Source organism: Mesorhizobium sp. M1403 (genome assembly GCF_040317695.1).
In the GTDB taxonomy this organism is placed as follows: Bacteria; Pseudomonadota; Alphaproteobacteria; order Rhizobiales; family Rhizobiaceae; genus Mesorhizobium.
Genome location: NZ_JAMYKY010000016.1, coordinates 147,798 through 154,448, shown reverse-complemented (window position 1 = coordinate 154,448; position 6,651 = coordinate 147,798). Strand labels below are relative to the sequence as shown.

The window sequence follows — 6,651 nt, the reverse complement described above, 5'->3', positions numbered from 1 at the left end:
TCCCCCGCAAACAAGCGAACAACCGCCGCAACCCCGCCGCCGCAAGCTTTTGCTCATGACTGCGCAACAGGTCCACAAGGGGAGAAGGGAGAGCCGCGCGTCGCGAGACAAGCGGCTCTCCCCGGAACGGGTAACGTGGGAGGCCATCCAAACCTGAAGCGATCATCCTACACTTCCGGCGCGCCTGCTTGCGTCCTCGTTTCGGCTGGCGTAATGAGGCGCCGCACCAGCGGGGCTCATCCGCTGGACCGCGCGGCATCGATCGAATGCCATATCCTGTGACAGAGTCGAGATGCCGGAGATATCCATCGTCATTCCTTGCCGGAACGAGGCGGCGAACCTGCCGCTTCTGCTCGACGAGATCGGCGCTGCCATGGCCGGCCGCGACTTCGAGGTCATCGTCGTCGACGATGGCTCGACCGACGACACGCCTTCGGTCCTTGCCGCTCAGGCAGCGCTTCGCGCGTTTCCGCTGCGCCATCTCAGGCATGCGAAATCCGCCGGCCAGTCGCTCTCGGTACGCTCGGGCGCCTGGGCAGCGCGCGGCGATATCGTCGCCACCATCGACGGCGACGGCCAGAACGACCCCGGCTATATCCCAGTGTTGATCGACGCGCTCCGGCAGGCTGGTCCCGACGTCGGGGCTGCGCAGGGACAGCGTCTGAAGCGCCGCGACAGCAAGATCAAGCAGCTGGCGTCGCGTTTCGCCAACGGGCTGAGAAAGGCCATCCTGCACGACGAGACGCGGGATACCGGCTGCGGCCTCAAGGCGATCCATACCGATATTTTGAGGAAATTGCCGTTCTTCGACGGCACCCACCGCTTTGTTCCGGCGCTGGTCATCCAGGAGGGCTACCGCGTCGTCCATTGCGACGTCGTCGACCGCTCCCGCCGCCACGGCAAATCGAATTACGGCATCTTCGATCGCGGCCTGCAGGGCGTGCTCGATCTTGCCGGCGTCTGGTGGCTGCGCCGCAGGCGCCGCAGAATGCCCAAAGTAGAGGAAATCAGGCATGGGTAACGTGCTTCAGGAATTGGCGACCTGGCTTCACGATGTTTTCGTCAAGCAATTCGATGCCTGGGTCCTGCTCGGCTTCGTCGCCCAGTTCTTCTTCACCATGCGCTTTCTGGTGCAGTGGGTGGCGTCGGAAAAGGCCAAGCGCAGTGTCGTGCCGATCGCCTTCTGGTTTTTTTCGCTGTTCGGCGGCGGCCTGCTGCTGATCTACGCCATCCAGCGTCAGGATCCGGTGTTCATCGCCGGCCAGGCCATGGGCCTGTTGATCTATATCCGCAATCTCTGGCTGATCGCCAACGAGCGCAAGGCGGCGATGACCAAGGTCGATTGAGCCCGCAACCGGCCTAAGCCGATCGAGATTACTTGCCGTCCAGCCCGCCGTAGGACCTTACCAGTTCGATCATATCGGCCGAGTTGACGGTCTCGCTCTCGAGCCCCTCGGCGACGCCGACGCGGTCGGCGGCCGGCCGGTTCTGGCTGACTTTCCATTTGCCGCTGATTTCGGTGATCGCGATCTCCAGGCCGACAATGCCCTTGATCTGGGACTGGATGAAGGGAGCCGGCGCATCGGTCACCGCCCACGGCGCCGCGCGATTGCCCTCCTGCGACATCGTCAGATCGGAAATCTGCTCGGCCAACCAATCCTGGTCTTCGATCACCTTGACGATGCCGCGCACCTGGACGATGGCGTAGTTCCAGGTCGGTACCACCTTGCCGGTTTCACGCTTGGTCTCATACCAGGACGGCGTCACATAGGCATCGGCGCCCTGGAAGACGACCAGCACCGGCGCCAGGGGATTGTCGGCCAAAAGCCGCCATTGCGGATTGGCCTTGGCCAAATGGGCGCGCAGCCTGCCGTTCGGCGGCACATCGGCGTCTAGAAGAAAGGGAATTGCGTTGGCGACCGGCCCCTCGGTGCCGTTCGACACCAGCAGGCCAAGCGGATGCGCCCGGATCAGCCCGTGCAGGACGTCCGGCCGTGTTTCCTGGAAGTGAGGCGGTTGGTACATCGCCGACTATCTCAGCCGCTTCGGCCGTGGGTCGGACAATTCCCCGGCCAGCCGGCGATCGAGATAGTCCGCGCATTCCTCGATCAAAAGCTCCGCATGGTTGGCAAAGAAATGGTTGGCGCCGGGCAAGGTCTTCTGGGTGATGGTAATGCCCTTTTGCGTGTGCAGCTTGTCGACCAGGCCCTGCACGTCCTTGGGCGGCGCGACCTTGTCGGCGTCACCGTGGATGATCAGGCCGGACGACGGGCAGGGTGCCAGGAACGAGAAATCATAGGTATTGGGCTGCGGCGCGATCGAGATGAAGCCTTCGATCTCGGGCCGGCGCATCAGAAGCTGCATGCCGATCCACGAGCCGAACGAATAGCCCGCAACCCAGCAGCTCTTGGAATCCGGATGAAGCGACTGCACCCAGTCGAGCGCCGCGGCAGCGTCGGACAACTCGCCGGTGCCGTGGTCGAATTCGCCCTGGCTGCGGCCGATGCCGCGGAAATTGAAGCGCAGCGTGGTGAAATTGCGCTTCTGGAACATGTAGAAGAGGTCGTAGACGATCTTGTTGTTCATCGTACCGCCGAACTGGGGGTGCGGGTGCAGGACGATGGCAATCGGCGCGCTCTTTTCCTTCGAGGGCTGATAGCGACCCTCCAGGCGGCCGGCCGGACCGGTGAAAATGACCTCAGGCATGAAATACTCCACTTGGCATAAATTGCGCGGCGCCCGGAACAACTCTTCCTCTGGCCCCAGTCTTCCCTAGGCCCCAATCTTCCCTAGGCCCCAGGCTTCCCTAGGCCTTGACGCAGGGCGAGCGTCTTTCTAGAAGCTAGTTTAGAATTGTTCAAAACTGGGCGGCCAAAAAATTGTGGCTCGGCCACCCGCGCCGCAAGCCGCGTAAATAGGACGTCTTGCCTTGCAATTTCAAGGAAATAACGCGCTATCTTCGCGGAACGGCTTTTGAAGGGACCAGTTGGACGGAAATGGCCGGAGCACGCGCCTATCTCGACTACAACGCCAGCGTGCCGCTGCTTGCCTCGGCGCGTGCGGCCGTGGTCGCTGCGCTCGACGTCGCCGCCAACCCGTCCTCGGTCCATGCCGAGGGCCGCGCTGCACGGCGGCTGATCGAGGATGCCAGGCGCGAGGTGGCGCGACTGGTCAGCGCCAAAGCCGAGCATGTCGTGTTCACCTCCGGCGCTACGGAAGCGGCCTCGACGCTGCTGACCCCGGATTGGCATATGGGGCGCGGCGCCGTCCGCATGAGCCGGCTTTACGTGTCCGAGGCCGATCATCCCTGCCTGCTGAATGGCGGGCGCTTCCCTGCGGCGCAGGTGACGCGGATCGGCGTCGACGTCGATGGCATCGTCAGGTTCGACGCCTTGGCGGCAGCGCTCGGTGCGCATGACAAGGCCGACGGCTTGCCGCTGGTAGCCATCCACGCCGCCAACAACGAGACCGGCGTGATCCAGCCGGTTGGCCGCATTGCCGAAATTGTCAAGGCGGCGGGTGGCATCCTGGTTGTCGATGCGGTGCAGGCGGCCGGCCGCATTCCGCTCGATATGTCAGCGGGTTACGCTGACTATTTGATTCTCTCGTCGCACAAGATCGGCGGCCCCAAGGGCGTCGGTGCCATTGTCGCGGCGTCGGACTTGATGATGCCGAAGCCGCTGGTCAGCGGCGGCGGCCAGGAAAAGGGCCATCGCGGCGGCACCGAAAACCTGGCGGCGATTGCCGGGTTTGGCGCGGCGGCGCGTGAGGCGCTTGCCGGCTTGCAAACGATCGATGCGGTGCGGCAACGTCGCGACGAAATCGAGGCGATCGTGAAAACGCTGGTTCCGGATGCCGAATTCTTTGGGACCGGCGCGCCAAGGCTTGCCAACACCACATTCTTCGCTATTGCCGGCATCAAGGCCGAGACGGCGCAGATCGCCTTCGACCTGGCCGGCGTGGCGCTGTCGGCTGGATCGGCCTGTTCATCGGGCAAGGTCGGGCCGAGCCACGTGCTGAAGGCCATGGGTCGTGGCGACAGCCTTGGCGCGTTGCGCGTGTCGATAGGTCACGCGACCGGCGCTGAAGATATCGAGCTGTTCCGTTCGGCGCTGGCGACGATCGTCGCGCGGCGGGCAAACAGGGAAAAGGCCGCCTGAGCGCGGCAACGTGACATTTGGGCCTTACGGCCTGGTAGAGCCGTGCGTTCGCATTTGGCCGGGTGAATTTCCGGCATGAACGCACTATATAAAACTTACGCCACTTCGGGTGCCCAGGGGTGCTCGCTTGCGGTGCCATAGTTTGAAAACTGCCGGGCCTTGACCCCGGCGTGGATGGAGAACGCTGATGCCTGCTGTGCAGGAGACGATCGATCGAGTTCGAAAGATCGATGTCGACCAGTATAAATACGGATTCCAGACCGAAATCGCGATGGACAAGGCCCCCAAGGGCCTGAGCGAAGACATTATCCGCTTCATTTCGGCGAAGAAGGACGAGCCGTCCTGGATGCTGGAATGGCGCCTGGAAGCCTATCGCCGCTGGCTGACGCTGGACGAGCCGAAATGGGCGCGCGTCCACTATCCCAAGATCGATTTTCAGGACCTCTACTATTACGCGGCGCCCAAGAGCACGCCCGGACCGACCTCGCTCAGCGACGTCGATCCCGAACTGCTGAAGGTCTACGAGAAGCTCGGCATTCCGCTCAGGGAGCAGGAAATCCTCGCCGGCGTGCAGAAGACCGATGCCTCGGAGCTCGAAGAAGCCAGCGACAATGTCTACAAGTCGGGCCGCGTCGCTGTCGACGCGGTGTTCGATTCGGTCTCCGTCGTCACCACCTTCAAGAAGGAGTTGGCGCAGGCCGGCGTCATCTTCTGCTCGATCTCGGAAGCGATCCGCGAGCATCCGGAACTGGTCAAGAAATATCTCGGGTCGGTCGTGCCGACCTCCGACAATTTCTACGCAACGCTGAATTCGGCCGTCTTCACCGACGGCTCCTTCGTCTTCGTGCCCAAGGGCGTACGCTGCCCGATGGAACTGTCGACCTATTTCCGCATGAACGAGAAGAACACCGGCCAGTTCGAGCGCACGCTGATCATCGCCGAGGAGGGGGCTTACGTCTCCTATCTCGAAGGCTGCACGGCGCCGCAACGCGACGAGAACCAGCTTCATGCCGCGGTGGTCGAACTGGTCGCGCTCGACGATGCCGAGATCAAATATTCGACGGTGCAGAACTGGTATCCCGGCGATGCCGAAGGCAAGGGCGGCATCTATAATTTCGTCACCAAGCGTGGCGACTGCCGCGGCCATCGCTCGAAGATTTCGTGGACGCAGGTCGAGACCGGCTCGGCCATCACCTGGAAATATCCGAGCTGCATCCTGCGCGGCGACGATTCCAGCGGCGAGTTCTATTCGATCGCCGTGTCGAACGGCTACCAGCAGGTCGACAGCGGCACCAAGATGATCCATCTCGGCAAGAACACGTCGAGCCGCATCATCTCCAAGGGCATTGCCGCCGGCTTCTCGCAGAACACCTATCGCGGCCAGGTCTCGGCGCACCGCAAGGCGACCAACGCCCGCAACTTCACCAATTGCGATTCCCTGCTGATCGGCGACCAGTGCGGCGCACACACCGTGCCCTACATGGAAGCCAAGAATTCGACGGCGCAGTTCGAGCATGAGGCGACCACCTCGAAGATTTCCGACGACCAGAAGTTCTACGTCATGCAGCGCGGCATCCCGGAAGAAGAGGCGATCGCGCTGATCGTCAACGGCTTCGTCAAGGACGTGATCCAGCAGCTGCCGATGGAATTCGCGGTCGAGGCGCAGAAGCTGATCGGCATCAGCCTCGAGGGCTCGGTCGGCTGACCGGATAAGAATTTTCAGGAAAAAGAAAAAATGCTTGAGATAAAAAACCTGCACGCCCGCATCGTCGATGACGGCACCGAGATCATCCGCGGCCTGAACCTGACGGTCAGGGCCGGCGAGGTTGCCGCTATCATGGGTCCCAACGGCTCGGGAAAGTCAACGCTGTCCTATATCCTCGCCGGCCGCGAGGACTATGAGGTCACCGAGGGCGATATCCTCTATGACGGCCAGTCGATCCTCGAAATGGATCCGGCCGAGCGCGCAACCGCCGGCATCTTCCTCGCCTTCCAGTATCCGATGGAGATACCGGGCGTGGCGACGATGGAATTTTTGAAAGTGGCGATGAACGAGCAGCGCAAGGCGCGCGGCGAGGAACCGCTGAAGATCCCGGAATTCCTCAAGCGCGTGAAGGAAGCAGCGGCCTCGCTCAACATGGATATAGCGATGCTGAAGCGGCCGCTCAATGTCGGCTTTTCCGGCGGCGAGAAGAAGCGCGCCGAGATCCTGCAGATGAAGCTGCTCGAGCCGAAACTGTGCGTCCTCGACGAGACCGATTCCGGCCTCGATATCGACGCGCTGAAGATCGTCGCGGACGGCGTCAACACGCTGCGCTCGCCGGACCGGGCCATCGTCGTCATCACCCACTACCAGCGCCTGCTCCAATACATCGTGCCGGATACGGTGCACGTGCTCTACAGGGGGCAGGTCATCAAGTCGGGCGACAAGTCGCTGGCGCTCGATCTCGAGGCCAATGGCTATGCCGGCGTGATCGGGCAAGCCGCGTGA

The 6,651-nt window shown here is 62.5% G+C and carries 7 protein-coding genes; 5 read left to right on the top strand and 2 right to left on the bottom strand.

Annotated features, from left to right (window positions below; all coding sequences use genetic code 11):
- Positions 1–292: 292 nt before the first annotated feature.
- Both NKH01_RS23730 and NKH01_RS23725 read left to right on the top strand, forming a co-directional pair.
- Positions 293–1,021, top strand: a complete 729-nt coding sequence (locus NKH01_RS23730) for a glycosyltransferase family 2 protein (protein WP_352717322.1) — start codon at positions 293–295, stop codon at positions 1,019–1,021.
- Entirely contained in the window at positions 1,014–1,346 is a 333-nt protein-coding gene (locus NKH01_RS23725; RefSeq protein WP_023674681.1) for a lipid-A-disaccharide synthase N-terminal domain-containing protein, read from the top strand. The genes NKH01_RS23730 and NKH01_RS23725 overlap by 8 nt, the downstream gene beginning before the upstream one ends.
- 28 nt (positions 1,347–1,374) lie before the next feature.
- On the opposite strand, the gene NKH01_RS23720 is transcribed toward NKH01_RS23725, so the two are convergent.
- Together NKH01_RS23720 and NKH01_RS23715 are read right to left on the bottom strand one after the other, a co-directional pair.
- Complete coding sequence (locus NKH01_RS23720; RefSeq protein ID WP_352495791.1) at positions 1,375–2,025, bottom strand: FMN-binding negative transcriptional regulator; 651 nt, start codon at positions 2,023–2,025, stop codon at positions 1,375–1,377.
- Between the two features lie 6 nt (positions 2,026–2,031).
- Positions 2,032–2,706, bottom strand: coding sequence for an alpha/beta hydrolase (locus tag NKH01_RS23715; RefSeq protein ID WP_023717356.1), 675 nt, complete (start codon positions 2,704–2,706; stop codon positions 2,032–2,034).
- 290 nt (positions 2,707–2,996) lie between these two features.
- Between NKH01_RS23715 and NKH01_RS23710 the strand changes: the two genes are divergently transcribed.
- From NKH01_RS23710 to sufC, 3 genes are all read left to right on the top strand, one after another.
- Positions 2,997–4,160 carry a cysteine desulfurase family protein gene (locus NKH01_RS23710; protein WP_353022692.1) on the top strand — a complete coding sequence of 388 codons (1,164 nt, stop codon included), beginning with the start codon at positions 2,997–2,999 and terminating at the stop codon, positions 4,158–4,160.
- A 187-nt stretch (positions 4,161–4,347) separates the two neighbouring features.
- Positions 4,348–5,865 carry a Fe-S cluster assembly protein SufB gene (sufB, locus tag NKH01_RS23705; RefSeq protein ID WP_352643927.1) on the top strand — a complete coding sequence of 506 codons (1,518 nt, stop codon included), beginning with the start codon at positions 4,348–4,350 and terminating at the stop codon, positions 5,863–5,865.
- A gap of 30 nt (positions 5,866–5,895) precedes the next feature.
- Positions 5,896–6,651 carry a Fe-S cluster assembly ATPase SufC gene (sufC, locus tag NKH01_RS23700; protein ID WP_353022690.1) on the top strand — a complete coding sequence of 252 codons (756 nt, stop codon included), beginning with the start codon at positions 5,896–5,898 and terminating at the stop codon, positions 6,649–6,651.